General features: G+C 68.1%; 26 protein-coding genes. 9 read left to right on the top strand and 17 right to left on the bottom strand.

All coding sequences use genetic code 11. From position 1 onward, the window contains the following. Positions 1-107 precede the first annotated feature (107 nt). The 3 genes from FHG54_RS04210 to FHG54_RS04200 all read right to left on the bottom strand — a co-directional run bounded on the left by FHG54_RS04210 (position 108) and on the right by FHG54_RS04200 (position 1,513). Positions 108-551, bottom strand: a complete 444-nt coding sequence (locus FHG54_RS04210; protein ID WP_139416160.1) for a VOC family protein — start codon at positions 549-551, stop codon at positions 108-110. A gap of 241 nt (positions 552-792) precedes the next feature. Further along, a complete protein-coding gene (locus FHG54_RS04205) occupies positions 793-1,221 on the bottom strand; it encodes a TA system VapC family ribonuclease toxin (protein WP_139416159.1) in 429 nt (142 codons plus the stop codon). A gap of 37 nt (positions 1,222-1,258) precedes the next feature. After that, positions 1,259-1,513 (bottom strand): antitoxin, encoded by a 255-nt coding sequence (locus FHG54_RS04200; protein WP_139416158.1) that lies wholly within the window; start codon positions 1,511-1,513, stop codon positions 1,259-1,261. Positions 1,514-1,696: 183 nt separating this feature from the next. Between FHG54_RS04200 and FHG54_RS04195 the strand changes: the two genes are divergently transcribed. Further along, the gene (locus tag FHG54_RS04195) at positions 1,697-2,950 is read left to right on the top strand and encodes a plasmid pRiA4b ORF-3 family protein (protein ID WP_139416157.1); all 1,254 of its coding nucleotides are present in this window, start codon (positions 1,697-1,699) and stop codon (positions 2,948-2,950) included. 41 nt (positions 2,951-2,991) lie between these two features. On the opposite strand, the gene FHG54_RS04190 is transcribed toward FHG54_RS04195, so the two are convergent. Continuing rightward, positions 2,992-4,356 (bottom strand): hypothetical protein, encoded by a 1,365-nt coding sequence (locus FHG54_RS04190; protein WP_139416156.1) that lies wholly within the window; start codon positions 4,354-4,356, stop codon positions 2,992-2,994. A 500-nt stretch (positions 4,357-4,856) separates the two neighbouring features. Here FHG54_RS04190 and FHG54_RS04185 point away from each other — a divergent pair, with 500 nt between their 5' ends. After that, a complete protein-coding gene (locus tag FHG54_RS04185; protein ID WP_198169783.1) occupies positions 4,857-5,483 on the top strand; it encodes a flavin reductase family protein in 627 nt (208 codons plus the stop codon). A gap of 23 nt (positions 5,484-5,506) precedes the next feature. Here FHG54_RS04185 and FHG54_RS16670 read toward each other — a convergent pair whose 3' ends face one another. Then, positions 5,507-6,661 (bottom strand): hypothetical protein, encoded by a 1,155-nt coding sequence (locus FHG54_RS16670; RefSeq protein ID WP_233437867.1) that lies wholly within the window; start codon positions 6,659-6,661, stop codon positions 5,507-5,509. Positions 6,662-6,836: 175 nt separating this feature from the next. After that, entirely contained in the window at positions 6,837-7,241 is a 405-nt protein-coding gene (locus tag FHG54_RS04175) for a hypothetical protein (protein WP_139416154.1), read from the bottom strand. 107 nt (positions 7,242-7,348) lie between these two features. Here FHG54_RS04175 and FHG54_RS04170 point away from each other — a divergent pair, with 107 nt between their 5' ends. From FHG54_RS04170 to FHG54_RS16280, 3 genes are all read left to right on the top strand, one after another. Continuing rightward, positions 7,349-7,825 (top strand): DUF4442 domain-containing protein, encoded by a 477-nt coding sequence (locus FHG54_RS04170; RefSeq protein WP_139416153.1) that lies wholly within the window; start codon positions 7,349-7,351, stop codon positions 7,823-7,825. Positions 7,826-8,191: 366 nt separating this feature from the next. Continuing rightward, entirely contained in the window at positions 8,192-8,641 is a 450-nt protein-coding gene (locus FHG54_RS04165; RefSeq protein ID WP_139416152.1) for a hypothetical protein, read from the top strand. Between the two features lie 228 nt (positions 8,642-8,869). Further along, entirely contained in the window at positions 8,870-10,258 is a 1,389-nt protein-coding gene (locus FHG54_RS16280; RefSeq protein ID WP_168197095.1) for a hypothetical protein, read from the top strand. Between the two features lie 278 nt (positions 10,259-10,536). Here the strand turns inward: FHG54_RS16280 and FHG54_RS04155 are convergent, their stop codons facing one another. Continuing rightward, entirely contained in the window at positions 10,537-11,472 is a 936-nt protein-coding gene (locus tag FHG54_RS04155; RefSeq protein WP_210415467.1) for a 5'-3' exonuclease, read from the bottom strand. A gap of 32 nt (positions 11,473-11,504) precedes the next feature. Beyond that, entirely contained in the window at positions 11,505-13,157 is a 1,653-nt protein-coding gene (locus FHG54_RS04150) for a DUF885 family protein (protein ID WP_139416151.1), read from the bottom strand. 47 nt (positions 13,158-13,204) lie between these two features. On the opposite strand from FHG54_RS04150, the gene FHG54_RS04145 reads away from it, so the two are divergent. Next, entirely contained in the window at positions 13,205-14,233 is a 1,029-nt protein-coding gene (locus tag FHG54_RS04145; protein ID WP_139416150.1) for an FUSC family protein, read from the top strand. Between the two features lie 304 nt (positions 14,234-14,537). Here FHG54_RS04145 and FHG54_RS04140 read toward each other — a convergent pair whose 3' ends face one another. Further along, positions 14,538-15,320 (bottom strand): SDR family NAD(P)-dependent oxidoreductase, encoded by a 783-nt coding sequence (locus tag FHG54_RS04140; RefSeq protein ID WP_139416149.1) that lies wholly within the window; start codon positions 15,318-15,320, stop codon positions 14,538-14,540. A gap of 108 nt (positions 15,321-15,428) precedes the next feature. Here FHG54_RS04140 and FHG54_RS04135 point away from each other — a divergent pair, with 108 nt between their 5' ends. Beyond that, the gene (locus FHG54_RS04135; protein WP_139416148.1) at positions 15,429-15,917 is read left to right on the top strand and encodes a MarR family winged helix-turn-helix transcriptional regulator; all 489 of its coding nucleotides are present in this window, start codon (positions 15,429-15,431) and stop codon (positions 15,915-15,917) included. A 106-nt stretch (positions 15,918-16,023) separates the two neighbouring features. Here the strand turns inward: FHG54_RS04135 and FHG54_RS04130 are convergent, their stop codons facing one another. The 4 genes from FHG54_RS04130 to FHG54_RS04115 form a co-directional block, all read right to left on the bottom strand. Next, a complete protein-coding gene (locus tag FHG54_RS04130; protein WP_139416147.1) occupies positions 16,024-16,335 on the bottom strand; it encodes an FAD-dependent monooxygenase in 312 nt (103 codons plus the stop codon). Between the two features lie 86 nt (positions 16,336-16,421). After that, positions 16,422-17,432 (bottom strand): amidohydrolase family protein, encoded by a 1,011-nt coding sequence (locus FHG54_RS04125; RefSeq protein WP_139416146.1) that lies wholly within the window; start codon positions 17,430-17,432, stop codon positions 16,422-16,424. 4 nt (positions 17,433-17,436) lie between these two features. Then, positions 17,437-18,465, bottom strand: coding sequence for an N-acyl homoserine lactonase family protein (locus FHG54_RS04120; protein WP_139416145.1), 1,029 nt, complete (start codon positions 18,463-18,465; stop codon positions 17,437-17,439). Further along, positions 18,462-19,175, bottom strand: a complete 714-nt coding sequence (locus FHG54_RS04115; RefSeq protein ID WP_139416144.1) for a TetR/AcrR family transcriptional regulator — start codon at positions 19,173-19,175, stop codon at positions 18,462-18,464. The genes FHG54_RS04120 and FHG54_RS04115 overlap by 4 nt, the downstream gene beginning before the upstream one ends. Before the next feature lie 133 nt (positions 19,176-19,308). Here FHG54_RS04115 and FHG54_RS04110 point away from each other — a divergent pair, with 133 nt between their 5' ends. Then, positions 19,309-19,740, top strand: a complete 432-nt coding sequence (locus tag FHG54_RS04110; RefSeq protein WP_139416143.1) for a hypothetical protein — start codon at positions 19,309-19,311, stop codon at positions 19,738-19,740. A 63-nt stretch (positions 19,741-19,803) separates the two neighbouring features. Further along, positions 19,804-20,046: a hypothetical protein gene (locus FHG54_RS04105; protein ID WP_139416142.1), complete on the top strand. Its 243-nt coding sequence runs from the start codon at positions 19,804-19,806 to the stop codon at positions 20,044-20,046. A 314-nt stretch (positions 20,047-20,360) separates the two neighbouring features. Here FHG54_RS04105 and FHG54_RS04100 read toward each other — a convergent pair whose 3' ends face one another. From FHG54_RS04100 to FHG54_RS04085, 4 genes are all read right to left on the bottom strand, one after another. Then, on the bottom strand, positions 20,361-20,792 hold the full coding sequence (locus tag FHG54_RS04100; protein ID WP_139416141.1) for a cytidine deaminase: 432 nt from the start codon (positions 20,790-20,792) through the stop codon (positions 20,361-20,363). Between the two features lie 55 nt (positions 20,793-20,847). Then, on the bottom strand, positions 20,848-21,273 hold the full coding sequence (locus FHG54_RS04095) for a MerR family transcriptional regulator (protein ID WP_232333688.1): 426 nt from the start codon (positions 21,271-21,273) through the stop codon (positions 20,848-20,850). 14 nt (positions 21,274-21,287) lie between these two features. Beyond that, on the bottom strand, positions 21,288-22,160 hold the full coding sequence (locus tag FHG54_RS04090; protein WP_139416140.1) for an SDR family NAD(P)-dependent oxidoreductase: 873 nt from the start codon (positions 22,158-22,160) through the stop codon (positions 21,288-21,290). A gap of 88 nt (positions 22,161-22,248) precedes the next feature. Next, positions 22,249-23,256, bottom strand: a complete 1,008-nt coding sequence (locus tag FHG54_RS04085; protein ID WP_139416139.1) for an NADP-dependent oxidoreductase — start codon at positions 23,254-23,256, stop codon at positions 22,249-22,251. Positions 23,257-23,353: the final 97 nt, after the last annotated feature.

Genomic DNA, 23,353 nt, shown 5'->3' with positions numbered 1-23,353 from the left:
ACCGCATCGTGGATGCCGTCTCGTGTGTCGGCGTATCCCCGATAGCGGTGATGACCATGCGGGCGGCCGAGGTCCGGTACGCCGCGACGATCCTCACCGCGCCGTGCTCACGATGCTGCCGGCTTGAGCTCCTGGGCGAACATCACGAGGATCCCGCTGGGACCGCGCAGGTAGGTGAGCTTGTAGACGTCCTCGTAGGTGGCCACGCCCCGAAGCGGGGAGTAGCCGTGTCTCGCCGCGATCGCGAGGGCGGCGTCGATGTCGTCGACGGCGAACGCGACGCGGTGCATGCCGATCTCGTTCGGAAGCGTCGGCTCCGTCTCGATCGCATCCGGGTGGATGTACTCGAAGAACTCGAGGCGCCCGTGGCCGTCCGGCGTCTGGAGCACCGCGATCTTCGCGTGATTCCCGTCGAGGCCGACGGCGGTGTCGGCCCACTCACCGCTGACCGTGTCGCGGCCGACCACGGTGAGCCCGAGGTCGGTGAAGAACGAGATCGCTGCTTCGATGTCGCGCACGGCGATGCCGACGTTGTCGAGTCTGATGGCCATCTGCGGTTCCTTTCAGTCGTGGTTCCATGCTGGAGGTGCCGCTCGCGCCGATCAAGGGTGACTCGCTCTCGCCACCGGCGCCCGGGCGCGCGAAGTCGCGCCATGCTGCATCCGAGGCGTCGCCCACGCGTATGCCAGTTCCCCCTCATTGAGGTGTGACGCCTCAATGAGGGGGAACTGGCATACGCGAATCGCAAGACCGTTTCGAATCGCGAGACCACTCGGCGACGAGCCTCGCCATTCACGCGGTCGGTCGCTCCCACAGAACATCGGGAAAACGGCCGAAGTCGTTGTCGAACGTGATCACGGTCGCTCGGTGCTGCAGCGCAAGCGCCGCGAGGTGGGCGTCGTTCACGAGGTTGCCACCGCGACCGGTAGCACCCAGCAGTTCGCGGATGCGCGCCAGGTGGCGTGCATCAGGCTCGGGTGTGACGACCGAGGGGGCAGCGAGCCACGTGTCGACCACGTCGAGCGCGTCGGACACCGGCAGCGGATGCTCGTACACCGACGGATGACTCACCAGGCGCACGAACGCGAGCACGCTGACCCAGGGCAACAGCACGGTCTGAGGCCCGCGGAGCGCCGCGTCGAGCCAGGTCTTGGCCGCGCGGTGATGGTCGGCCCCGCGATCGACCGCGTAGAGCAGGACGTTCGCATCGACGAGTCTCATCGCGCGCTGCCTCCCGATCGATACGGACGCCCGGGTCTCACTTGCCCTGCTCCCGCTTGCGCAGCAGCTGCTCGTCTTCGAGCTCGGCGGCGAGGGCGATCGCGCGGTCGAGCGGCAGCCGTGCCCGGCCGAGGTCGAACGTCGGGGTCTCGACGGCCGCTGATCGGTCGACAGGGGCGAGCCCCGCGATGATCGCGAAATTCACCGCGTCTCTGAACGAGAGCCCGCGTTCACGCATGACCCGGCGCACGAGTGCGTCGGCGTCGGCGGTCAACGTGATGGTGGTGCGCACAGGTGCATCATAGCATCATCCGATCTGCATCACTGCATCACCCGTGGCGCGACCCCACGATCACCGTCTCGGCGCGTGCTGTGCCGCGGTCAACTCGTCCTCCACACCCGCTCGGCGGCACCGGCAGTTCACCGATTCACGCCGGCCCGCCCGACGAAGACGTCGGCCGCGCAGGATTGCCCCATGCGTCGACGAAGCGACCCCCAACAGCAACTGATCCTGCGTCTCGACCTCGAGCGTGCCGAGCACGAGACATGGCGCGAGATCGCCATCGACGGCACGGCGCGCCTCGATCAGCTCGCCGACGCGATCGTGATCGCGTTCGGGTGGACGGGAACCGGCACCCACGCGTTCGGCTCGACATGGCCGGGGTGGCGCATGACCGAGTACGGCTCGTACGAGCACGATCTGCCGGGGGCGGCGAACCGAGTCGGTGCGCCAGAACGGATCCGCCCGCTCGGGCGACGCGATCGGCGTCCGGATGCGTGGCGCGAGTACAGCTATTACCCAGACGCTGACGAGTTCGCCTGCGAGCACGCGTGGACGGTCGCCGAGGCGGTCGAGCAGCTCGGCGGCGACTTCGTGTTCGAGTATCGTCGCCACGAACCCGACTACGACCGGGATCCCCCACCGGGCTGGCGCCACCGCATTCGAGCGATCGAGAGTTCGAAGCGACCTCTCGGGGCCACCACGGCGACCGTCGTGGCGGGAGTCGGCCTGATTCCGCGCGACCTCGCAGAGAGCGCATACGGTGAACTCGCCGATCCGGCCCAACTCCACCTTCTGGAGCACGAGTTCGAGGTGCGGTTCGGCGCGGGTACTGCGGGCCGACTCGGCTTCGCCAAGCACGGACTCTCCCTCGACGACGCCGTCGCAGGGGCGAGCGTCGCTGCCCGTCGAGCCCTTCGGATGGACCTTGTCGACGCGGGAATCCTCCTCGCCCACGAGATCGAACGCGAAGTCGCCGAACGGGTGACCACGCCGATCCGCGACATCCTTCGCCTGGCCGCCGCGCCCGACGGCGTCGAGCCGTCGAGCCTCGGTGAGCTCGGCGACGACCTGCACGCGCTCCGACTGCTTCGACGGAGCAAGGGCCGCCTGCACACACTCGCAGAAGTGCGCGATCGAGTGATGGAGCGCCCGCCCGAACTCTGGCGCGTGCTGGCCGCACGGCTGATGAACGCCGGCGCGCCCCGATACTCGCCGTCGACATCCTCGAAGATCGCGGAGTTCGCCGTCGAACTGGCTCGTGCCGAACGCGAGGTTCGCACGTTCGCATTCGACGAGGCCCACCGCGACGCGGGCGGTGCGGGTTCACGGGTGCTCGACTTCAATCGAGTTCTGCGCGTGCTCGTCGCGATGGGTCTCGTCGACGAAGGTGGAGCCCCGTCGGATCCCGCCGCTCGCCCGTTCGCGATGACGATGCTCAAGAGCTGAACAGTGTGAGTTCGTTCGGAGAGCACCCCGCCCGAGGGAGTTCAGTCGAAGATGCCGTCGAGGATGCTCCCGATGACGAGGCCGCCGAGGATGCCGCCCATCATGTCGGACCCGCCGCCGCGCCGACGACCGCCGCCCCAGCCGTCGCCTCCCCAACCGTCGCCGCCCCACTGACCGGAGTCCTGCGGGCGCGAGGAGTCGATGTCGCGCTGCGCGAGCTGCAGTGCCTCGCTCGCGAGGTACGCCACTCGCCGGGCCATCGCCATCGCCTGCTCGCGGTGATCTTCGCCGATGGCGGTGACCGTCGCCGCAGGCACACCGAGGAACCGGTCGAGGTCGACCCGCACGCGCTCGGACTCGGCCAGTCGGGTGCGGGCGTCGGCGCCGATCCAGCCGCGGTGGCCGGCGATGACGTCTCGAGCGACCGCGAACTGTCGATCGGCGTCGTCGATGGCGTGGTGCACGTGCTCGAGCGGCGGAATCGGGCGCGCCGCACGCTCGCGGGCCGCCGCGATCGCGGCATCCAGCCCCGTGTTGGCCTCGCGCAGGCGACTGAGCTGCGCGAACGGATCGGTGTTGACGCCGACCGGCGGCAGCGAGGAGAGTGCAGTCTGCAGCGTCGTGATCGCGGTGGCCACGCCGGCGGTGTGCGGCTCCTTGAGCGCGACGGCGAGATCTTCCCGGGAGTCCTCGACGATCGCCGCGAGGGTCGACTCGGCCCGCAGCGCCTCGACCTCGAAGGTCTCGACCGCGTCGAGGAGCGTCGCCGCCCGGCGCACCGACTCCGTCGAGGCCTCGAGCGCGAGGTTGGCCTGCTCGCGCTGCCCGGCTTCTCTGCGGCGTTCTGCCACGCCAGCGCTGTGCTCGGCGAATCCGAGCAGCTGCTCGGCCTGAGCGGGGTTCGACGCCACCTGCGCGAGCGCGTCTCGGGCGTAGCGGGTGTCGAGCCGTTCGATGGTGTCGCGAGCGTGGGGAATGCGGGTGCGGAGGCGCGCGGCATCCGCTCGCATGCCGGCGATGATCTCGGGAGCCCGACGCGCACGTGCGATCTTCTCGGCGAGGGCGGAGGTGTGCTCGTCGAGCACGTCATCGGCCCACTCGCACAGCTGCACGATGCGGGCGTTTCGCGTGCGCAACTCCTCGGCGGTGTCGGGAATCTCGTCGTGATTCAGCTGATTCAGCCGGAACGCCTCTCCCAGGTGCTCCCGCACCGCGGCGAGCGCCTGCCGCAGCCCCGCGGTCGCGTCGTGCCCCAGTTCGGCATCGGCGAAGGCGAGTTCGTCGGCTGTGACGCGCATGCGCTCGTCGGCGGCGACCAGTGCGGTGCCCGCCTGCTTCGCCAGATCGGCATCCTGAGCTTGGAGCTCTTGCTCGTCGCGCTTCTTCTTGCCCCAGAATCCGGCCATGCCTTCGATCCTAGGCGCGCCGGTCGTCGGCCGGCGTCGAGTTCCCGCTGGGAGGGGGCGATGCGCGCTCGGCGCTGCCGCGTGCGCAGCTCGGGTCTCGCTGCCGCGTGCGCAGCTCGGTGGTCGTGCCGCATGCACAGCTCGGAGCTCGTGCCGCGTGCACAGCTCGGGGCGGCCGGATGCACAGGGGAGCGGTTGTCCGTTCTCGGATTCGGTGCCGAAGTGCCGAAGTGCCGAAGTGCCGAAGTGCCGAAGCATCCCACACCCGAACCCCTCTCTCGGCGCAGGGAACAGCCGCGGCATCCGCCCGACGGGCGCGCGCCGCGGGGCGCGCGGTACGTGATCGAGGAGTACGCGGCCGCACTGGCGAGCGCAACCGAGCACCCGTTCTCGGCAGGCTTCGTTGCGCGGTGCTACAGGTACAGGCGCTCGTGCCGCACCGCTGATGCCTGCCGTAACAATGTCGGAGACGGCGTTCGTTCGGCGCGAGGATGAATCACATGACGAATCAGCCCGCGAGCGAGCTCGGCCACCTCACCATTCGCCCGAAGATGCTCTACGTCGGCACCCCCGTCTTCCTCGTGAGCACCGTCAACGCCGACGGAACCTTCAACCTCGCGCCCGCGTCGTCGTACTGGGCGCTCGAGCAGATGCTCGTGCTCGGCCTCGAGACCGACGGGCAGAGCGCCCGTAACCTGCTCGAGCGGCCCGAGCTCACGGTGAGTTTTCCGCACCCCGAACTCTGGCCGGCCGTCGAGCGGCTCGCCTCGGTCACCGGGCGGCATCCGGTGCCCGCCGCGAAGGCCGAGCGCTACCGGCACGCCTCCGACAAGCTCGAGGTGTCGGGGCTGAGCTTCGAGCCATCAGAGATCGTCGCGCCGCCGCGCGTGCGCGAGTGCAAACTCCAGTTCGAGGCATCCGTGCGACGCGCGACGCCGGGGCTCGGCGAGTACCTCATGGTCGAGGCCGAGGTCGTGCGCGTGCACGCCGCACCCGAGATCGTCGTGCCGGGCACCGACCACGTCGACCCGAACGCGTGGCATCCGACGATCTACAGCTTTCGCCACTACTTCGACATCGGCGCAGAGGTCGGCTGGCGGTCGACGAGCGACACCGCGTCAGGCTGAGCGGATGCCGCGGGGTCGCTCGATCAGGTCGAGGTGAGCGCCTCGCGCGCGTGCCGGTACTTCTCGGTGAGGCGCACCTGCGCGGCGTAGTCGAGTCGGCGCACGCGCCACGGGGCCGTGTTGTCGGCGATGTCGGCGAGCTTCACGCGACGGGCCACCGGGTGGCGGCGGATGCCGGCGTAGTACGCGTCGTCCGCGACATCCGGATTTCGCGTCAGCAACTGAACGATCTCGACGACCTCGGGCTGCACGCCGGCCTCGAGCAGATCTTGCGCGGTGACGTCGGAGTCTTCGAGCACGTCGTGCAGCCACGCCGCCGCAACGAGCACGGGCTCGGTGAGCGCGTCGAACCGCTCGGCCACGCGGCCCGGGTGATCGATGTACTCGGCGCCGACCTGATCGAGCTGGCCGTGGTGGGCGACGAAGGCGATGCCCTTCGCGAGCGCGACCTGCGCGGCGGCATCGACGGCCTGCTCGGGCTCCGGCGCGACCGACGCGACCGGCGCGACCGGCGCGACTGGCGATCCTGGCGGTACTGGCGGTACCGGCGCCGGCGCGACGGGTGCGATCGACGCGACCCTGGAGGCGGTGGCCGGCATGGCGGTCGCCTCGGGCTCGGCATGCTCGAGCCGGTTCGAACCAATCACTGGGTGGTGCTCCTCGATCGCCTGGTCTTCGTCGTCTTCATCGGCATCCGCGGCTTCGGCATCGGCAGCGTCGGCATCCGCAGCGTCGGCATCCGCAGTCGCGGCCGCCGCCTCGGCGAGCGGGTCGCGACCGAGCACGGGGCGCACGAAGTCGAGCTCGGCCTGCAACTCTGCCATCTCGCGGGCGTCGAGCTCGAGCAGTGAACGGGCGTTGCCCTCTCGGCGATGCACGAAATAGTCTTCGTCGACCTCGGTCAGCCTGTCGCCGTCGCGCGTGGTGAAGTACCGGATGTGACCGGCATCGGTCACCGGAATGATGATCTCGACGAACTCGCCGCTCGGCTCCTCGCTGCAGAGGTAGTAGCGCTGCCCGTCGCGGTGCGGCGGATGCCTCCCCCACTCCGGCGCCGGAAGACGCCGCGGACGCAGCGTGCCGTTCGGGTCTGCGCTCCGGCGGCCGGCTCGCGGCGCGGCCTCGCCCGCTGGCGCACCGAACCCGAGCACGGGGTGGTCGTCGGGATGAGTCGTCACGCGGGCTCCTGTGTGCAGCACCGGCGGGGCGGAGGGTCGACTCGGGGCGACGTCGGGTGGGGGTGCCGGTGCGCTCCTCCGATGGTAAGGCGGTTCGGCGCTCGGCGCATGCATCTTCGCCCGGTGTTGCGAGCAGCACCTCGACCGTCATCGCCCGAGGCCGACCTGAAGTCGTTCACCGGCCGAGTCGGTGCCGTTCCTGGCCGATGAGCGACTGCAGGTACGTCACGCGATTGAACACGTCGGCGCGCTGTGCTTCGTGCGCCACCGGGATGTGCTCGACGTAGGCCTGGCCGCCGGTTCCCCACACGGTGACGGTGATGAACCCCGAGATGCGCGACTCGCGGGCGAGCAGGAACAGCAGGCTCAGCAGGAAGAACCAGATGAACAGCACCACCATGACGATCGCCCAGGCGGGCGTGTGCGTCGTCACCTGGGTCTGATCGGTGGTCGAGACGTTGATGTCGGCGATCGGCCAGGTGCCACCCGGCGTCACCGCGTGATGCTGTGTGGCGTGGACGTTTCCGATCGAGACGAGGAACGGGGGCGGCTGGCTTGGTGTCGAGTGCGCGAGAGTCACTGCACGAGCGTATCGGGCGTGCCCGGTCAATTTCGTTTGAGCTGACGCTTGTCGATCATCGACAACCGGCTTTCAGATATTCACAGCTTCGCGCAAGACTCGACGGCATGCGTGTGACACCTCGACGCCTCGCCGTCGGCATGAGCCTGTGGATTCCCAACCTGTTCAGCGGCATCCGGGTGAAGCGGTTCGCTCCCGACTGGACGAGCGCGACCGTCGAGCTGCACATCAACCTCTTCACCCGCAACTACGTGAAGACCGCGTTCGGCGGATCGATGTCGGCGATGACCGACCCGTACTTCTTCATGCTCGTGATGCACCAGATCGGTCGTGACTACCTCGTGTGGGACACCCGCGGCGAGATCGAGTTCGTCAAGCCGGGCCGCGGGGTGCTGACCGCGCACTTCGAGGTGTCGCCCGAGAAGGCCGCCGAACTGCGCGAACGCGCCCTCGGCGGCGCCAAGGTGCTCGAGTGGTTCGAGACCGAGATCACCGACCGCGACGGCGACGTCGTCGCCCGGGTTCGCCGCGAGGTGTACGTGCGCGAGAAGAAGCGGGTGAGCACGCCCAAAACTGTTTCATAGGCGCCCGTTCTTCAGCTCCCGTTCTTCGGCTCCCGTTCATAGGCTCCCGTTCATAGGCTCCCGCTGCGGCGACGGGTCGCATGCGGGTTCTCACGTGGTATGCCAGTTCCGCCTCATCGATGAGGCGTCATCGATAGTGAGGTGGCACCAATAGTGAGGTGCCATCGATAGTGAGGCGTCATCGATAGTGAGGTGGCACCAATAGTGAGTGCCATCGATAGTGAGGTGGCACCAATAGTGAAGTGCCATCGATAGTGACATCGATAGTGAAGTGCCATCGATGAGGGGGAACTGGCATACCGTTTCCGAGAAGTGCTTCCGAGAAGTGCTGCTCGGCCGGAGCGGCATCCGCTCTACGATCGCAGCATGAGTGATGCGCGGGAGCCGGGCGATTCCGAGGAGCCGGACCGGCCCGAGGAATCCGGCGGGCTCGACGGCCCGTGGTGGACCGGTGAGGATGAGGTGGGCGGCATCGGGTTCGCCCGGTTCTTCGCCTACACAGGTCTGCTGATGGCGGTCGGCTCCCTCGCACTGGCCGTGGCCGCGCCGCTCGAGGGCGACGCGCTGCGCACCGTGTGGATCACGGGTTTCGCCACGGTTTCGATGTGGATCGCATTCATGGCTTCGCCACGCTATCGCCGCGAGGGCGTGCGGGTCTCGCCCGCGGTGAAGATCACGATGGTGCTCGGCGGGTTGACGATCGCGATCATGATCTACGCGTTCGCCGCGATCGCGCTCGCGTCGGTCGGCGTCGAGCTTCCGGCTCCGGCGTATTGGTTCGGCGGGCCGGCGGCGCCGAGCGGCGTCAACGTCTGACGACGCCGCCCGGTGGTGAGGCCGCGGACGCCGCGACGCCGCGGATCGCTCCCCCAGTCCGGGGGTGATGCGGCAGTTTCCGTCCGTTTCGGCCGAGTCGCGATCCTAGACTGCGATTCGACCCCACGAGTCCGACGCCGCGCGACCCGAAGTCTTCGCCGCGGACTCCCCGAGCCGAGCCGATTCGGCGTGAAGCCGAGCCGCCTCGGCGTGAAAAGAGGAACCCGCATGAAACGAACGCTGTCTGCGCTCACGATCGCCGTGCTCGGCGCCGGCCTCGCCGTCGTCGGTGTCGCCGCACCGGCCACCGCGTCGACGCCCGCGGTCACCGCGAGCTGCATCTCGCTCAATGTGAACCTCACCGACTACTCGACCGACCCGGGCGCCCCCGAGGTGACCGAAGAGGTCGTCGTGACCCCCGCCGTCGACGAGGTGAGCCACACCGACTTCCAGTACAAGACGACACGCTTCGACTGGTCCTGGCCGCCGTCGCCCTACACGGCGTACCGCTGGGCGCACAAAGACAGCGGCAGCACCGTCGTCTACGACTGGGAGTTCTGGACCCGCACGAACGTGACCCAGAAGCACGTCGAGGTCGAGGGGCAGCCCGCCGTCACCGAGACCGTCGTCGTCACCCCGGCAGTGCCCGCGAACCCGACGCCGAACACCGTCACCGTCGAGATCGGCGGCGACGTGGTCGTCGACGGCGCGGCCTTCGGCGAGTCGTTCTCGCAGTCGTTCGACCTCGACAAGTACACCGAGCAGGCGTACACGGTGACCGTCACGTCGTTCGACGGCGAGGGTGCCGGCGTCGTCGCGGAGGGCACCTCCTCGGCCTGCGCGCTCGGCGCAGCGAACGCCGCCGCGACCATCGCTGCCGCGAGCTGCGGCACCGTCGACCTCGCGATCACGAACGTCGCCCTCGCGGAGGACGCCATCAACCCGACCACCTCGGCCGTGGTGTACATCGACGGCGCAGCGACCCACTTCCACGCGGTCGCCGAGAACGCCACCGAGACGCGCACCCTCTCGTTCCCCGAGGACTCCGGCGACCGTGAGGTCGTCGTGCGCACCGGCCCGGCACACGGCGACCTCGTGCTCGCCACCGCGACGGTGCCCACCGACTGCGAGGAGAACCCCGTCGAGCCGAACACCGGCGAGCTCTCCGTCACGGGCAGCTTCGTGCCCGGCGGCGCCATCACGATCACAGGCACCGACTTCGAGCCGAACACCGAGTACGACGTCGAGCTCCACTCGCCGGTGCAGGCACTCGGCACCGTGACGACCGATGAGAACGGCGACTTCACGCTCCCCGCCACGATCGGCGCCGACACCACGATCGGCGACCACGACGTCGTCGTGCTGCTCGAGGGCGAAGAGGTCGCGAGCACCGGCATCACGGTCGCCGCGGCGACCACGCCGGGCGGCTCATCGAACGAGAACGCGGCACCGGCCGACACCACCACCCCGGCAGGCACCACGACGCCGGCAGCCGCGAAGACCGGCCTCGCCGAGACCGGTGTCGACGCGAACGGCATCATGCTGATCGCGCTCGCGGCACTCCTGCTCGGCGGCGCCGCATTCGGCGTCACCCGCGCAGCACGCGCTCGCGCCTGACGCGACTGAACGAACACGAGGGGCCTCGCGGCGAACACCGCGGGGCCCTTCGCGGCATCCGCTGATCATTTCGGACGTCGGAAGGTGACGCGAATCGGCGTTGCGGGGCGAGCCGGTTGCACCCACCCGACCCGCGGGTCAGCGGGCGACGACGGGGTGGAGATTCGAGAAGTCGTCGTACTGGCTCGCCCGCACCGGCTCCGAATCCACGCATGCGGGGTCCACCGCCTGCGCGTGCGTGCCGATGGGCGAACAGCGGGTGGCGACTCGATGAGCACTCACCCTGCGGCCACGGCGTCGAGCGCCGTGAGCACCCGCTGCACCGAGCCGCCGAGGTTCCACGCCGTCGTGAGCGCTTCGAGCGCGTCGCGGCGCCCGCCCGTGACGGGCCGCAGGCCCGAGTCGAACTCGCCGAGATCGAGGTCGCACACGACCTCGACGACGGTGGGCGCGACGTCGAGGTAGGGCGCCGCCGCCGCGAACTTCGCCCGCACACCGGCAGACATCGGCGCCGAGGCATCCGCTGCCGCAGCCCTGATGCCGCCCAGGTCGACGAACTCCTGCAGCAGTGACGCCGCCGTCTTCTCGCCGACGCCCGCGACGCCCGGCAGCCCGTCGGAGTTGTCACCGCGCATGACCGAGAAGTCGACGTACTGCTGCGGCAGCACCCCGTACTTGCCGACGATCGAGGCATCGGTCAGCACTTCGAGCCTGCTCATGCCCCTGGCGGTATTGATGACCCGCACGGATGCCGCGTCGTCGATGAGCTGGAACAGGTCGCGGTCGCCCGTGACGACGTCGACCGGCATCGCCGCGCCCTTCGCAAGCGTGCCGATGACGTCGTCGGCCTCGTGCTCGGGGGCGCCGACGACGGCGATGCCGAGCAGGCCGAGCACCTCGCGGATGCGCGGGATCTGCACGATGAGGCCCGGCGGGGTCTCTTCGACGTCGACGCCGCCGGGCACCGCCCGCGTGACACGGTGCGCCTTGTAACTCGGGATGAGCTCGACCCGCCAGGCAGGTCGCCAGTCGTCGTCCCAACAGGCGACGAGGTGGGTCGCCTCGAACTCGGTGACGAGTCGCGCGATCATGTCGAGCAGCCCGCGCACGGCGTTGACGGGGGTGCCGTCGGGCGCCGTGATCGAGTCGGGCACGCCGTAGAACGCGCGGAAGTAGAGCGAGGCGGTGTCGAGGAGCATCAGTCGGTCGGCCACAGGCCGATCATGGCACGATGCCGCCCGCGCTCCTACCCCGGGAACGTCTCGACCCAGTCGCCTGCGGCGTCGAGCGCGTCGACGTCACTGCGATCGCCGAGCATCTCCCACCGCTGCAGCGACATCGGCACGTTGCCGTTCAGCCACACGGAATCATGGAACTCGCGAAGCGAGAGGTCGTCGCCGCGCGCGACCGCGATGTCGGCCAGCAGTCGCTGCACCTCGAGTTTGCCGACGAGGTACGCCATGGCGAGGCCCGGGGTCGCCACGTAGTACGAGGTCTCTTCGGTGGCCGTCGCGCGATCCATCGGCACGAGCCGCACGAAGAAGTCGATCGCCTCGTCGAGGGTGAACGCACCGGTCGCGAGACTGACGTCGACGACGACGCGCAGCGCGCGCAACCGCATGAAGTTGTGCACGGTCGTCTGCGAGTGCGGCGCATCGCCGAAGAGCCCAGCGGCCAGCATGAGCTCTTCGTTGTAGTGCGCGATGCCCTCGTTCGCGACCGAGTCGACATAGTGGCGCCGCATGGCACGCGGGTGCCCCCACGACAGCGCGAGCTGCTGGGCGTGCGCCCCCTCATGGATGATGCCGAGCCGCGGGTCACGCGCATTCGCGGCGTCGAAGTAGGGCAGATCGGCGGCCGGTTGCGGCACGTACGACACCGCGGCGCGCTCACGCGACCGCTCGTTCGCGAGGTCGTCGGTCACCCCGAGGAAGGCGACCGGCTCGAGATAGGCCGGGTACGCCGCGAACCGGTAGTGGCGCAGCGACTCGGGTTGGCTGAGCAGACCTTCGCGTTCGTACAACGCTCGCACCTCGGCCTCTGCCGTAGCCTCGTCGGCGACCTCGGCCGCCACGTCGTGCACAAGCGGCGCCGGCGGAACGTCGCGGTGCCGGTTGCGTGAGATCGTCTCGGCGACGACGACACGCCGGTACTCCTGCATGGCGGAGCGCACGAGCTCTTCGGGCTCGGCCGCGACGAGCGCGACGTGCCGCAGGTACCAGACGAACGCGTCACGCCCCACGATGACCTCGTCGCCGAGAGCGGATGCCTCGAGCCACCGGGCGTACCGGGTGAGCGCGTCACTCGCGGCGGGCTGCGCCTCGGCGAGCGCGGTCGCCGTCGCCGCATCGACGTGCGCGGTGAGGGCCGCAACCGATTCGGCGAGGCGCGGCCCGATGCCGGCGAGCTCGGCTGCGGCCACCCGGGCGAGCGCAGCGACCCCGGCACGCTCGAGGTTCGAGATCGCCTGGTCGACGGCCCGGGGCACGGCAGCGAGCACCGCGACGAGGTCGGCCTGGCGGGCGACGCCGAACGGCGGCGGTTCGAGCAGCAGGTCGAACCACGGGCCGAGGACCTGGCTCGTGAGGAACACGGCGTCGCGCTGCCAGTTGCGCAGCACGTCGAGCTCCCAGCGCACCCGCGCGAGGGCCGACCCCAGGAGCCGGTGATCGACCTGATCGGGGATCGCGAGCGCCGCGGCATCCGTCGCCCGCCATCGTGCGACGAAGTCGGCGAGCTCGCGCCGCTGCTGCTCGACGGCCTCGGGCGCGAATCGCGGCACCCAGCCCGCCGGGCGCTCGATGCGCGGAACGTCGTCGGAAGTGCGGAACGAGTTCACGGCGCGCCACTGCCGGAACTCGGTGCCGAGGCGGGCGAGGTCGGCGTCGATGTCAGCCATGCGCGCCACGATAGTCGGGTCGGCCGACACTCTGTAGCGTGGCTCGCATGGGCATCACCCGCACGTTCCGCGTCTCGAAGCGCATGCCCATCCTGCAGGTGGCGAAGGCCTCGGCGGCGACGATCGCCGCGTGGCTCGTCGCGGGATGGCTGATCCCGGGACCGCTGCCCGTGTTCGCCGCGATCGCCGCGCTGCTCGTGGTGCAGCCGAGCGTGAACCAGTCGTTCGGCAAGGCGATCGAGCGGTCGATCGGTGTGATCCTCGGGGTCGTCGTCGCCACGGCCGCCTCGCTCGTCTTCGGGCAGAACAGCTGGATCATCCTCGTGACGATCGTGATCGCGATGCTCATCGCGTGGGCGCTGAAGATGTCGCCCGGCACGTCGAACCAGGTCGCGATCAGCGCGATGCTCGTGCTCGCCCTCGGCTCGTCGTCGCCCGAGTACGCGATCGACCGCGTCATCGAAACCCTCATCGGGGCCGCGATCGGCATCGTCGTCAACGCCCTCATCGTGCCGCCGGTGGCCGTCGCCCCCGCCAGGCGCGACCTGTCGCTCCTCGGCAGCGAGCTCGCGGCATCCCTCGACCGCCTCGCAACCGCCCTCGAGACCCCGCAGGCGCCCGCGGACCTGCAGCGACTCATGGTCGAGGCGCGCCTCATGCGGCCGATGCGCGATGCAGCGGATGCCTCGATCGCCACGGGCGAGGAATCGCTGACGCTGAACCCCAGGCGCTCCGCGCACCGCACCGATCTCGCCGAGCTGCGCACGCTGCTCGAGCGCCTCGGCCCGATCGTCACCCAGGTGATCGGCATGACGCGGGCGTTCTTCGACCACTACGACGACGCGCTCGCCGAGGAGCCGACCGTGCGCGCCATCGCCGAGCAGTTGCGCCGGGCGGCACACGACGTTCGGCTCGCCGTGCACCTCGCCGACGTCGACCCCGAGCCGCTCACCTCGGCGATCCCGGCGCTGACCTCACCCCTCGTGATCAGCCCGCCGAAGTCGGGACACTGGATCCTCATCGGCTCGCTCATGGAGGACCTGCGACGCATCCGCAGCGAACTCGTCGAGGAGTGAGCGGCGCATGCGACGCGTCCGTCCGGGACTGAACTCGCCCACCGGCCACGCTCCCGCGAATCGGTATGCCAGGTCCGCCTCATCCGCCCAGAACGAGACGAGTATGGCAGTTCCCCCACATCCACCGGAGAGCCACGACCGATATGCCAGTTCCCCCTCATCCACCGATGAAGTTCCCCCTCATCCACCGATGAGGGGGAACTGGCATACGGAAACGTGTGGCGGAGTTGTCACACGGCCAGCTGCAGAAAATGGGCACCGAGCGATGAGGCGGAACTGGCGTCGGCATCACCACCGCCCACGCTCAAATTGTGGGAAGCACACCGCCGTCCGCTCTGAGCGCAGCGCCATTGGTCGCCGAGGAGAGGGGGCTGGCGAGATAGACCACGAGATTGGCGATCTCATCAGGCTCGATGAATCGCTGAATGAGCGAAGAGCTGCGCACGAGCGACGACTTCAGCTCGGCGGGCGACATCGACTGCGCCGATGCGATCTGCTCAACCGTGCATGCGACACCATCGGAGTAGGTCGGCCCGCCGAGCACCGTGTTCACCGTGACCTCGGTGCCTCGCGTGAGCTTCGCGAGTCCGTTGCTCAGTGCGAGCGCGGCAGCCTTCGTGGCCCCGTAGTGGATCATGTCGCTCGGCACGTCGACCGCCGATTCAGTGCCGATGAAGATGATCCGCCCCCACCCCTTCACGAGCATGGGTTCGAGGAGGCGACGCGACAGGCGAACGCTACTCATCACATTGATCTCGAAGTATCGCAACCATTCCTCGTCCTGGATGTCGGCGAAGCGTGCGATATCAAAGAGCCCGACGTTGTTGACCAGCACATCCACCGCCCCGATCGAGTCGAGGAGTGCTTGCACCTGACCGGGATGGGCGAAATCGGCCGCAATCCCTGAGACGTTCCCGCCAGGAGCCGTGGCGCGGAGCCGTTCGACCGCTTCAGCCACGCGCTCTTCATCGCGCCCGTTGACGATCACCGAGGCACCCTCGGCCAGGCACGCCTCGACGACGGCGTAGCCGATGCCCTGGGTGGAACCGCTGACGAACACCGTCTTGTCGGCGAGTTCGAGATTCATTTCGTTATGCCTTTCTTCCTGCTGTGAGAGCAGCCGTAGATACTTTCCCGAACAAGTGACTGTAAGTCGTTTTACTTTCCTAGACAAGTCATGGCGTAGGGTGAACGCATGGCCGCACCGGAACCAGCTGACGCGTTCGATCGCGACGAGCTCGAGACTTGGTCCGCCGTTGCGACACTCCTCGAGTGGCTACCCGCCGAACTGGACACGCAATTGAAGCGCGATTCCGAGATCAGTCACTTCGACTTCGGGATTCTCTTCGCGCTCTCTGAAGCCGACGGCGGCACCCTTCGCATGAGTGATCTCGCCGGCTTCGCGAACAGCACGCTCTCGCGGCTTTCGCGGGCGGTGAACAGGCTTGAAAGCGAAGGTCGGGTTCGTCGCGCCATTGACCCGACCGATGGTCGAATCACCCTCGCAACGCTGACCAGCAAAGGTCACGATGTCGTTCGCGCCGCGACACCGGGGCACGTTGAACTCGTGCGGCAGCTGGTATTCGACTCACTGACGTCGGCGCAGTCTCAGCAGCTGAAAGTCATCGTTCGGCGAATCACCGGTGCCATCCGCTCACAGCGGGGGTGGCGCCCGTCGATCTAGATGCTGCTGCCCGCCATCCGCGTCACCGAGACCGGGAAGGGCACCTGCAGGTACACCCACAAGTCCCACGCGTCGACCAGCTCGTCGCGGTGCAAGAACAGTCCGTCTACGACCAGCACGGCGCCGGGCGGCGCCGATTCGATCGGTGGATCGACCTGATAGCGGCGTGATCCGCGAGGCGGTCGGCCATGATCGTCTCCGCTTCGTTCTGCGGGATCATCAACAGGTACGGGTACGCGGTCGGGAGTTCCGAGAGGTCGGCCCGAAGGATGCGCCGGCGTTCACTGAACACGTTGAACCGGTCGGCCCGGAGACCGCGCTCAAGCAGCGCCTCCACGATGCCATGAAGCTCGAACAGTTCCAGTGTCCGTGCCTGCATCCCGAGGGCGCGAGTCCGGGTGCCGGGCTCGGCCGACATGTCGATGATCCTTGACCGGGATGTCGCGGCGGGCTAGCTCGGTGGCGACGGTGAGCCCCGTGGTGCCCGCCCCGACGACGAGAACCTCAAGAGGCAGAACGCTGGGCATGGCTATCCTCCAATCCCTGAAATCGGCCGGCGAGCCGGGGGAACAGCTGGGCGGCGGCCTGGTGGTCGATCGAGCGCCGGATCGGTTCGCTCAGGGGAGCGCGTTCGTAGTAGCGGTTCATCAACCGCACGGCCGCAGGTGGGGCGAACGGGAAGTCCGTGCCGTGCAGGATCCGGGTGGAGTCGGCGATCTCGAGCAGGCTCGGCAGAGCCGCCGGCGTCGAGGAGAGGGCGGTGTCGTAGTAGAACCGTCGCAGAACCGACAGGTGGCGCGGGACCATGCGATCTGGCGCGGCGACTGTCGCGGCCCGGACGAGCGGGCTGGCGCGTTGCGCCATGGCCAGCATGACGCGGTAGGAGATATAGGGCAGGAAGCCGCCGGCGTGCCCGAGGATGAACCGGACGCCGTCGAACCTCTCGAGCGCACCGGAGAACGCGAGGCTCACCGCGGCTCGCGTCGTGTCGAGGAGGAAGTCCGCGACGAACGACGGTATCTCCGGCACCGGTGCGGCCGGGAGCTCGCCGGGATGGATGAAGACGACGGCCCGCCGTTCGTGCAGGTAGGCGAGCAGCGGCTCGAACTGCGGGTCGCCGAGGTAGCGTCCGTGGTTGTTGGCCAGCAGGACGACCCCGTCGGCGCCCAGCGCGTCCAGGGCGTACTGTGCTTCGCTGAGAGAGCCGTCCACGTCGGGCAACGTCAGGGTGGCGAAGAACCCGAACCGGTGCGGATGGTCCCGCACAAGGTCCGCGGTGTACTCGTTGACCGTCCGCGCCCACGCACGCGCTTCCACGTCGTCGCCGAGGTGGACGCCGGGGGTGGAGACCGACAGGACTGCGGCGGCGACATCGTGCCGGTCCATGAACCGCAGTGCGCGCGACGGGCTCCACGCGGGCAGCTCGATGCCTCCCGGGCGGATGCCGCGCTCGTTCAGCCAGTCGGCATAGCTGGGCGGGATGAGGTGCTGATGCGTATCGATGCGATGGGGCATCGGATCAGCCCTTCACGACTTCGGAACGACGGTCCCGGAACTCCACCGTGCCCAAGGGCGAGCCGACGGCCGGGGCGAAGGTGGGCATGCTCGGCTCTCGCAGGGTCAGGTCGGGGTCGAAGGTCTGCGCCAGGAACTTCCGCAGCGACGCGATGTCGGCCTCGTCGGGCGTGCCCCGAAAGGCACGCTCGAGGAGCGGGCCGTATTCGGTGTGGTCGTGGCCCGGCGCGAGGAGCAGGTCGGGCGTGGCTCGGACGAGGTCGCGGATCCGGTTGATGGAGTCCAGCTGGCGGTGCTGCGCCTTCTTGCCCAGCATGATGGGCCGGAGCTGGTCACTTGCCAAGTGGCGCACCGTGTAGAGAGTGTCGCCGACGCAGAGCAGCCGCCACCCGGCCGCGTTGATCAAGACGCTGAGGTGCCCCGGCGCGTGGCCCGGGGTCGGCAGCAGGACGACGGAGCCATCGCCGAAGAGGTCCTGACTGGCTGTGAACGGCCCGTAGGGTCCAGAGCTGAAGTCGACGAGCTCGGGGTCGGTCAGGACGCCCTTGAGCGACGGCGTCCGGCGGAATGGGAAGATCCCGAGGTTTCGTGCCTGCCAGTTCTTGCGGGACACGATCACCCGCGAGCCGAGGAGGTCCCGTACCCCGCCGAGGTGGTCCTCGTGCAGGTGGGTGAGCACGACGACGTCGATGTCCGCAGGCGCGAGTCCGCGACGGGCGAGCTGGCGGACCAGCTGCTGGCCGTCCTCGAGCTGGTATTCGTCCTCATCGAACGCGGCGCGAAGCAGGGGCCCGTCGTAGTACTCGCGGTGGTGGTGTGCCTGATCCCAGTTGATGCCGGTGTCGACCAGGACGCGACCGTGCGTTGGGTGGTCGATCAGGAACGCGTAGATCGGCACCGAGATGTAGTGCGACTTGTCCCTCAGGAAGCTGGCCACGGCTCGCAGACCGAGCCATTCCCCCTCCGTACCGCCATAGAACTGCCCGAACGGCACCTTGGTGTCTCCGATGTGCAGCGCGTGGACTTCGATCATCGTCTCTTCTCCATCTGTCTGCCTTGCGCGGCCGCGGCCCAAGCCTCCAGCATCTCCGGCTCGAGGAAGTCCAGCACCCCCGGCTCGACGCCCAGCACACGATGAAGAGCATCGAGGTGCGCCGCTGCGATCCGCTGCAGACGGTTCGGCTCATCCGCCCCCTGCGCCATCGCCACCAGAGCGCGGCCGATTCGGTCTGAGAGGTCCTGGATCAGCGAGATCACCACCTCGGCCGTCGCCTCCGCGTCATCCATCTGCACGGATCCTTCGCGCCGTGCGTCTTCCAGCAACTGCTGCACGAGCGGTATGAACAGCTCCGCGGCTGCCCGACGGGTCCGCGCGTAGACGAGGACGTTCTCGTCCGCGAAGACCGGTGCTGCCACCTCGAGGAGGAAGGCGTTGTCGGTCGTCTTCTGCTCGGCGATGACATGGAAGAACTCACGCAACCGGGGCAGTGCCGGCCGGTCGGCCTCGACGACGGGGATGAGGACGTCCCGCCAGGCGTTGACGCGGCGCTCGAGCAGCGCCGAGAGCACCTCGGACTTCGACCGAAAGTAGTGGTAGAAGGCGCCCTTCGAGATGGCGCCGCCGCTCATGATGTCGGCGATCGTCAACTGGTCGTAACCCTTGGTCGCGATGAGGCGCTCGAGAATGTCCAGAATCGCCCCGCGCTTCCTCTGATGAGCCCTGACGTCGATCGTGCGGGCCATGTTCGCGCCTCCCCTGCCAATAAACCAACCGTCGGTCTATTATTAGACGAGTCGACTCCGGCGTCAAGAGTTCGAAGCAGCTCCACGCAGGAGCGGTGACCTGGCCCACCGAGCGTCTTCGTATGCTCGGCAAGTGACCGAACCGTCTGAGGCAGCGCTCGAAGCCTGGATCGATGAGTGCGTCGCGCACCTGCGCGTCGCCGACAGCTATGACGTACTCAGACCTCATGCGAACGAGTTCCTGCTGATCTACGGGATCATCGCACGCACTGTCCGCTACGCCGACGGATACCGAGTACGCGTGAGAACGGGCTACGGCTCGGAGGCGGTCGCGCTTGCCCGGGCGTCGCTCGAACATGCCGTCACGCTGCAGTGGATCTTCGTGGTGCAGGGCGGCATCGATCGATTCCGCGTTGACTCGGCGCACAAACGCAAGGAGCACTACTCCAACCTTGCTACGTGGCTCAACAGCGATGAGCTGGCTCAAGAGTTGAAGAAGCTCGATCCGCCACCCGTCGGTAAGCGAATGCCTCCGTTCATGAGCATTCTGCGCGATCTCGACTAGGAAAAGCTCCTGGAAACGACTTATCACATCCTTTCGCAGCAGGTACACGTGACCCACGCAGCGGTGACCTCATTCGTAGAGCCGGGCAAGGAAGAGCTCCATATCAAGTACGACCAGGACTACGGCTACCGTTACCAGGCGACGTACGTCGTTGCTGCGGCGTGCATGTTCGCCCGTTGGGTGATCGCTCGGCTCACGAACGACGCGGCACTCCTTGACCGGCTCGACCGAACCTCGGACCAGCTGATCCTTCCCATGACGTTGCTCGAAAGCGTCCCGCCGGAACGCCGGCGAAACGGTCTCTGACGCTGACGCGGCCTCTAGGATCAGCTAGTGACTGACACCGCAGTAGGCGCTATGGGCAACGCCCCGTGGCCGAGTGCATCCCTGCCGCAGGCCATGGCTCGATTCGTTGTCGGCACATTCCGACTCCGAGGCCGGGCAAGCCGCAGCGAGTAATGATGGTGGATGCTCGTCAACATCGTCTTCCTGGCGATGACACATTCCTCGTTCCAGCGCTGATCTCCGGGCGGACACCACAACCGACCCTGCTCGTGGGGCCGTTCGGCTCCTGGCTCGAACAGCGCCGGTCGGCAGGTCCGTTCAGCGACGCTGCTGTCTCAGGCGACCCAGTCTCCCGCTTCCTCTGGGAGCGCCGTCAGCCAGTAGTGCGGCAATGCCTCGCGGAGAGAAATCCATCGCAGCACGGTCGGGTCTCCGGGCTCGGCAATGGCGACCTGCACTCGGGGCCCATGATCGGCCAGTCGTTCGCGGCAGATCCCACACGGGCTGAGCACGATGAAGCGCCCTTCCTCTGTGCGATACAGACAGACCGAGGCGACGATCGCCTGATCGAGGCGGTACGCCGCGCAATAGGGTTCGACCTCGTGGCACACCGTCGTGCTGGAGTTCGCGAAGTCGGGACTTGTGCCGGTGACGATCGACCCGTCAGCGAGGAGCACGGCAGCAGCGCCGGCTGCCCCACCCGGGAAGCGTCGTTCGATCAATCTCTTGCAGGCCTCGATAGTCGTGGCCAGGGCGTCTGGAGTCATGAGCGGAATCCTTTGTTCATGTGCCGTGTTCGTTGTTCCGCAGAAAGGCGTCATGTCACCCGTCGGGGGCACCCCCATAGGTGCGGATCTTGTATTCGGTCGTTTCAAGAGCGAGCGTCAACTCGCGCAGTCTTCGTTCGATGCGGTCGCGCTGGTCGAGCATTATCCGGCGGCGTTCGGCGATCGTCGCCTCGCCGTGTTCGACCAGCGCGATGTAGCGTTTCAGATCGTGCATCGTCATGCCCGAGAGTCGCATGCGGGTGAGGAAGACGAGGCGGCGGAGATCGAAAGCCGAGTATGCCCGGTAGCCGGATGCGTTGCGGGCGGGGAGAACGAGGCCCTCCTGTTCGTAGTACCTGAGCGTGTACGGGGACAGTGTGAGGAGGCGAGCCACCTCGGTGATGCCCTTCGGTGCGTCTCGCTCTTCGATCATCTCGTCGTCGAGCACCTGCTCGATCAGGTCTTCCGTCGGCACTGTCACACCCTCCTTCTCAGTCAGAATGCTCGGACGGCGGGGTTCAGCCCCGGGAAATCCGCGGATTCGCTCACCCCGGCCCACTGTCGGAGATCGGCGAGGTCCCGCTGGTGAACGGCGGTCAGGTTCTTGACCGCTTCTGCCCCCAGGGCGAGCCGCAGCGGAGCGTCCGGCTCGTTCAGCATCCGGCGGATGACGGCGGCGGCCCGCACGGGGTCGCCTTCCTGCATGCCGTCCGCCCCAACCATATCCGCCCGCACGGCGCCGATCACCTCGTCGTAGGCACTGTTCCGCGCGGCGGCGCGCAGCACGCCGTCTGCGTTGAACTGCGTTCGGAACCGGCTCGGCTCGACGATCAGCACCCGGATGCCGAAGGGCGCGACCTCACCGGCCAGAGCCTCCGACCACCCTTCCAGGGCGAACTTGCCGGCCGAGTAGCTGCCGACCGCGGGGAACGATCTCCGCCCGCCCTGACTGCTCAGCTGGACGATGGCCCCGGATCGTGCCTCCCGCATAACGGGCAGCACAGCGCGTACATACGCGGCGGGGCCGAACAGATGCTGATCCAACATGTCCCGCAGCTCAGCATCGGTGACCTCTTCGGCAGCACCGACCTGCCCGGCCCCGGCGTTATTGACAAGCACATCCACCGCGCCGAACACGTCGACCGCGTGGGCCACGACCGCCTCAGCGCCCTCGATGTCTCGGACGTCGTGCTGGATGGCGGAGAGTCGCTCCCCGTAGCGAGCCTTCAGCGGGTCGAGCCGCTCCGGGCGGCGGGCCGTGCCGACGACTCGGTCACCGGCCTCGAGCGCCGCTTCCGCCAGCGCACGCCCGAGTCCGGAGGTCGCACCGGTGATGATCCACGTCTTCGTCCGAGGTGTTGTGTCCATGCCTGCCACGCTAGAGATTCGAGTGCGCTCGAAGGCAACCGCGTGGTTCGCGTCGCCTTCGACCGCGCATTGCCGCGTTCCGTCTGAACTAACTTGCCCGCACGAGCATCTTGCCGATATTGGCGCCGTTGAGGACACCGAGCAGAGCGGCCGGAGTGTTCTCGATGCCGTCGACGACGGTTTCGCGAGTGCGTAGCGAGCCATCGGCCAGCAATGGGATCGCCTTGCCAAGGTATTCCGGCATCAGGTCGAAGTGAGAGGTCACGAGCATGCCACGCAACGTCACTTCCTTGGTCGCTGCTTCGTAGAGGTTGCTCGGTCCCGCGTGCGAGCCGACCTGGTTGTACTGACTCACCGCGCCGACCATCGCAATTCGACCGTGCGGACGCATCTGACCGATCCCCGCCTCCAGTTGCGCTCCACCGACATTGTCGATGAACACGTCGATGCCCTCGGGGGCGAGCTCGGCGAGGCGATCGGATACGCGTTCCGTGCGGTAGTCGATGGCGCCGTCGTACCCGAAGTCCTCCAGAAGGGTGCGGACCTTCGCAGTCCCGCCGGCGGAGCCGATGACACGTGAGGCGCCGAGGCGCCGAGCAAGCTGCCCGGCGACACTGCCCACTGCGCCGGCTGCTCCCGACACGAACACGACATCACCGTCTCGAACGGGAGCGATGCGGGTGACGGCAGCGTAGGCAGTGAGGCCGGTCGTGCCGAGGGGCCCGAGATAGGCGGTTTCGGGCGCCTCGCCGACGTCGATCGGCATCGCGTGTTCGCCCTGGAGCACTGCATGCCCGCGGAGCCCGGCGAAGTGGCTCACCCGGGTTCCGACCGGGAGCTCGGCGTTGCGAGACTCGATGACCTCGCCGACGGCGCTGCCTTCGAGCGATTCGTTCAACGCGAAGGGTGCGATGTAGGAGGGGGCATCGTTCATGCGGCCGCGCATGTACGGGTCTACTGACAACCACGTATTGCGCACCAGCACCTCGCCCGATTCGAGATCGGGAACCGGCACCGTGACGAGGGCGAAGTCGCTCTCACGCGGCTCGCCGGCCGGGCGGTTCAGGAGGTGAAGCTGCTGGGTGTGGGAAGTCATCTTCGTGCCTTTCGTGCGCCGCATGGGGCGGTCGCCTGGTTGTGCTGAGCGGTACGGATGGGCTGAGCGGTGCGGGTGCGCCGGATGGTGGCGAGGC

The organism is Agromyces laixinhei, from assembly GCF_006337065.1.
Classification (GTDB): Bacteria; Actinomycetota; Actinomycetes; order Actinomycetales; family Microbacteriaceae; genus Agromyces; species Agromyces laixinhei.
Note: the sequence above shows the minus strand (reverse complement) of the source record. Positions and strands in the feature narration are given on the sequence as shown.

Coding starts and splice junctions, on each gene's coding strand:
- FHG54_RS04210 (WP_139416160.1), bottom strand. CDS start 551: ATGGCCATCAGACTCGACAACGTCGGCATCGCCGTGCGCGACATCGAA.
- FHG54_RS04205 (WP_139416159.1), bottom strand. CDS start 1,221: ATGAGACTCGTCGATGCGAACGTCCTGCTCTACGCGGTCGATCGCGGG.
- FHG54_RS04195 (WP_139416157.1), top strand. CDS start 1,697: ATGCGTCGACGAAGCGACCCCCAACAGCAACTGATCCTGCGTCTCGAC.
- FHG54_RS04190 (WP_139416156.1), bottom strand. CDS start 4,356: ATGGCCGGATTCTGGGGCAAGAAGAAGCGCGACGAGCAAGAGCTCCAA.
- FHG54_RS04185 (WP_198169783.1), top strand. CDS start 4,857: ATGACGAATCAGCCCGCGAGCGAGCTCGGCCACCTCACCATTCGCCCG.
- FHG54_RS04170 (WP_139416153.1), top strand. CDS start 7,349: ATGCGTGTGACACCTCGACGCCTCGCCGTCGGCATGAGCCTGTGGATT.
- FHG54_RS04165 (WP_139416152.1), top strand. CDS start 8,192: ATGAGTGATGCGCGGGAGCCGGGCGATTCCGAGGAGCCGGACCGGCCC.
- FHG54_RS16280 (WP_168197095.1), top strand. CDS start 8,870: ATGAAACGAACGCTGTCTGCGCTCACGATCGCCGTGCTCGGCGCCGGC.
- FHG54_RS04150 (WP_139416151.1), bottom strand. CDS start 13,157: ATGGCTGACATCGACGCCGACCTCGCCCGCCTCGGCACCGAGTTCCGG.
- FHG54_RS04145 (WP_139416150.1), top strand. CDS start 13,205: ATGGGCATCACCCGCACGTTCCGCGTCTCGAAGCGCATGCCCATCCTG.
- FHG54_RS04140 (WP_139416149.1), bottom strand. CDS start 15,320: ATGAATCTCGAACTCGCCGACAAGACGGTGTTCGTCAGCGGTTCCACC.
- FHG54_RS04135 (WP_139416148.1), top strand. CDS start 15,429: ATGGCCGCACCGGAACCAGCTGACGCGTTCGATCGCGACGAGCTCGAG.
- FHG54_RS04130 (WP_139416147.1), bottom strand. CDS start 16,335: ATGTCGGCCGAGCCCGGCACCCGGACTCGCGCCCTCGGGATGCAGGCA.
- FHG54_RS04125 (WP_139416146.1), bottom strand. CDS start 17,432: ATGCCCCATCGCATCGATACGCATCAGCACCTCATCCCGCCCAGCTAT.
- FHG54_RS04120 (WP_139416145.1), bottom strand. CDS start 18,465: ATGATCGAAGTCCACGCGCTGCACATCGGAGACACCAAGGTGCCGTTC.
- FHG54_RS04115 (WP_139416144.1), bottom strand. CDS start 19,175: ATGGCCCGCACGATCGACGTCAGGGCTCATCAGAGGAAGCGCGGGGCG.
- FHG54_RS04100 (WP_139416141.1), bottom strand. CDS start 20,792: ATGACTCCAGACGCCCTGGCCACGACTATCGAGGCCTGCAAGAGATTG.
- FHG54_RS04090 (WP_139416140.1), bottom strand. CDS start 22,160: ATGGACACAACACCTCGGACGAAGACGTGGATCATCACCGGTGCGACC.
- FHG54_RS04085 (WP_139416139.1), bottom strand. CDS start 23,256: ATGACTTCCCACACCCAGCAGCTTCACCTCCTGAACCGCCCGGCCGGC.